Below are 2,378 nucleotides of genomic sequence, written 5' to 3'. Positions count from 1 at the left end.
GGCGTCGAGACCGGTAAATACGACGTGGCCATCAACCATATCGCTATGACTGCCGAGCTGCGTGATCGGTTCGATTTCAGTGATGCCTATCGCGAAAAACCAGAACTGGCGATTCCGTTCCAGAAGGGTAATCCAGCGTTCAAGAGCAGCCTGAACAGGGCACTGCAACAGGTTAAGGCCGATGGGCGCTTGAAGGCCCTGACGCAGAAGTGGTTTGACGGCCGTGCACCAGTGGCCCAGACGCAGTAAATCCAAATGTGGGAGGGGGCTGCTCCCTCCCACAGTTTTGATCTAGGTAAGACTTGAGAGTTGGGCCAGCGCCACTGCGGCCTCGGTCAGTTCCTGCTCACTGAACACCTGCACCCCATGGCGCTTGAGCAGTGCCGCCGTCACACCCTCGCCACTGACCTTGACGCCACTGAAGGTGCCGTCATAGATAAACAGGTTGCCGCAGGATGGGCTGTTGGCCTTGAGGATGGCGATACGGATACCGTGGCGCTGCACCAGCGCCAACGCCTGGCGGGCACCATCAAGGAAGGCGGCGCTGAAGTCTTCGCCCTCGGCGGTGAGTACTCGGGCACGGCCGTCCCACACATCGACGCCCTGCCCGCCCGCGATTTCGGCGGGTGGCCGGGGTGTTGGCAAGCCGCCCGACACCTCCGGGCAGATTGCAACGACGCGCCCCTCAGCCTGCCACTGCGCCAGTTGGTCGAACGGGCCGCTGGCTCCGCCGTCGTAGCGCACCTTGTGCCCAAGCAGGCAGCGGCTGATCAGAATCTTTTCCATGCTTAAAACGGCTCGTTACCCCGCCGGCGAAACCAGCCGGTCAAGGACAAGCGTTCGCGCGTGGCGGGCAGGACTTCGTGGGGCACTTCACCTGACAGGAACACCACCAGGCAGCCGCCGACAGGCTCCACATCGTATTCCACACCGTCCTTGAGGTACATGCGCAACTGACCGCCATGCTCCGGCAACCAGGCGTCGTTCAAGTAGACCACGGCCGAGACCATGCGCCGGTCATCGTCACGGAAACGGTCCAGATGCTTGAGGTAAAACGCCCCCGGCGGGTACATCGCGAAGTGGCTTTCGAAGTCTTCAAGGCCGAGGAACAGATGGCGATTCATGGCTAGGCGCAGGCCATCCATCAAACCCATATAGGTCTCGCAGACCGGCGCATCACCCTCTTCCAGCCACTGGATATGGTCACCGCGAATTCCCTCGCGAATCTCCTGGGCTGGGCCTCGCCCTACAGCGGCGGGGGCCAACTCACCCTCGGCCGCACGTTTACGGCACTCAGCCGCGAGCGCCAGGGTCAGAGCCTGGGGCAGGAAGCCGTTCTGCTGCGACCAGCCTTTTTCGGCCAGATCGTCGACGATACGTTGCAACAGCGGGTGATCGAAGGATATTTGCATGGCGCGCATAGTATCCATACGCCTGTGAATCCGACAGCGCCGCCGAGCGTCTGAATACACTTTAGTCAGGTGATTGATAGGATTTCTCGACAAATCCCACGCCCGACACGGACAATAGTGGCCGACTGACAGGAGTCCCTATGCGTCGTTTGTTTTTTTCCGTGCTGATGTTCTGCGTTTTGCCCGCCTGGGCAGACAGCCATGACCAGTTATACAAGGTCGCCGGTTGGGCCGAACAACGTGCACATTTCAATGACGCCCTCACTGCCGCCCAGCAACGCTACCGCAATAGCCTGCCGCCGGCGGTGTACCAGGCGCTGGTGGACAACAGCAACAAACGCTTTGCAGCCCAGGCCGTGGACCAGCGCGCCGAAGCGCAATTGCGCAAGAACCTGACCGACCCGAAGCCCGCACTGGCGTTTTTTCAATCGCCATTGGGCCGCAAGATTGTCGCCGCCGAGTTGCTCGCCACTCGCCGCGACCAATTGGCGAAAAACGCCCAGGGCTTGCCGCACATGGAAGCCGATGCGACTCGCAGCCTGATCATCGGCCACCTGGCGCAGGCACTGCCGGCTCGCGAAGCAGGTGCGGAAGTCAGCCTGGCGATTGCCGGTGTCGCGGCTGACAGCTTGAGCCAGATGATCCCCGGCCTGCTGGGCGGTGGCCAGGCCCAAGGCATGTTGAATGGTCAGCGTGAGCGTTTGATGCAGCAGATCGGCAATGACCTGAACAACACGCTGCTGTATGTCTATCGGGATTTGTCCGACCCGGAGCTGGAAGAGTTCGCTACGTTTGCGGAGTCGCCGGAGGGTAAGGCGTATTACCAGGCGGCTCTTGCTGCCATTCGTGCAGGGCTTGCAGTCGGGCAAAGCACCTCTAGCCTGTCGCAATAAAAAATGTAGGAGGGGGCTTGCCCCCGATAGCGGTGTGTCATGCAAATACTTTCTTGCTGAACCACCGTAATCG

The 2,378-nt window shown here is 60.8% G+C and carries 4 protein-coding genes; 2 read left to right on the top strand and 2 right to left on the bottom strand.

Annotation, left to right across the window (positions count from 1 at the left end; all coding sequences use genetic code 11):
* Positions 1 to 249: transporter substrate-binding domain-containing protein (locus ACRESD_RS14940; protein WP_431751621.1), on the top strand; the 249-nt coding region annotated here is incomplete at its 5' end.
* Positions 250 to 291: 42 nt separating this feature from the next.
* Here ACRESD_RS14940 and ACRESD_RS14935 read toward each other — a convergent pair.
* Positions 292 to 786 (bottom strand): DUF523 domain-containing protein, encoded by a 495-nt coding sequence (locus tag ACRESD_RS14935; RefSeq protein WP_431751620.1) that lies wholly within the window; start codon positions 784 to 786, stop codon positions 292 to 294.
* Between the two features lie 2 nt (positions 787 to 788).
* The gene (locus ACRESD_RS14930) at positions 789 to 1,421 is read right to left on the bottom strand and encodes a 2OG-Fe(II) oxygenase (protein ID WP_431751622.1); all 633 of its coding nucleotides are present in this window, start codon (positions 1,419 to 1,421) and stop codon (positions 789 to 791) included.
* 131 nt (positions 1,422 to 1,552) lie between these two features.
* On the opposite strand from ACRESD_RS14930, the gene ACRESD_RS14925 reads away from it, so the two are divergent.
* Positions 1,553 to 2,305 carry a DUF2059 domain-containing protein gene (locus ACRESD_RS14925; RefSeq protein ID WP_431751619.1) on the top strand — a complete coding sequence of 251 codons (753 nt, stop codon included), beginning with the start codon at positions 1,553 to 1,555 and terminating at the stop codon, positions 2,303 to 2,305.
* The last annotated feature ends 73 nt before the right edge of the window (positions 2,306 to 2,378 follow it).

It is taken from the genome of Pseudomonas sp., from assembly GCF_050739995.1.
Taxonomy (GTDB): domain Bacteria; phylum Pseudomonadota; class Gammaproteobacteria; order Pseudomonadales; family Pseudomonadaceae; genus Aquipseudomonas.
The sequence above is the reverse complement of the archived record's forward strand: the minus strand, read 5'-3'. Positions and strand labels throughout refer to the sequence as shown.

What these genes read in the sequence shown, in the direction of transcription:
- ACRESD_RS14935 (WP_431751620.1), bottom strand. Translation starts at nt 786, where the DNA reads ATGGAAAAGATTCTGATCAGCCGCTGCCTGCTTGGGCACAAGGTGCGC.
- ACRESD_RS14925 (WP_431751619.1), top strand. Translation starts at nt 1,553, where the DNA reads ATGCGTCGTTTGTTTTTTTCCGTGCTGATGTTCTGCGTTTTGCCCGCC.
- ACRESD_RS14930 (WP_431751622.1), bottom strand. Translation starts at nt 1,421, where the DNA reads ATGCGCGCCATGCAAATATCCTTCGATCACCCGCTGTTGCAACGTATC.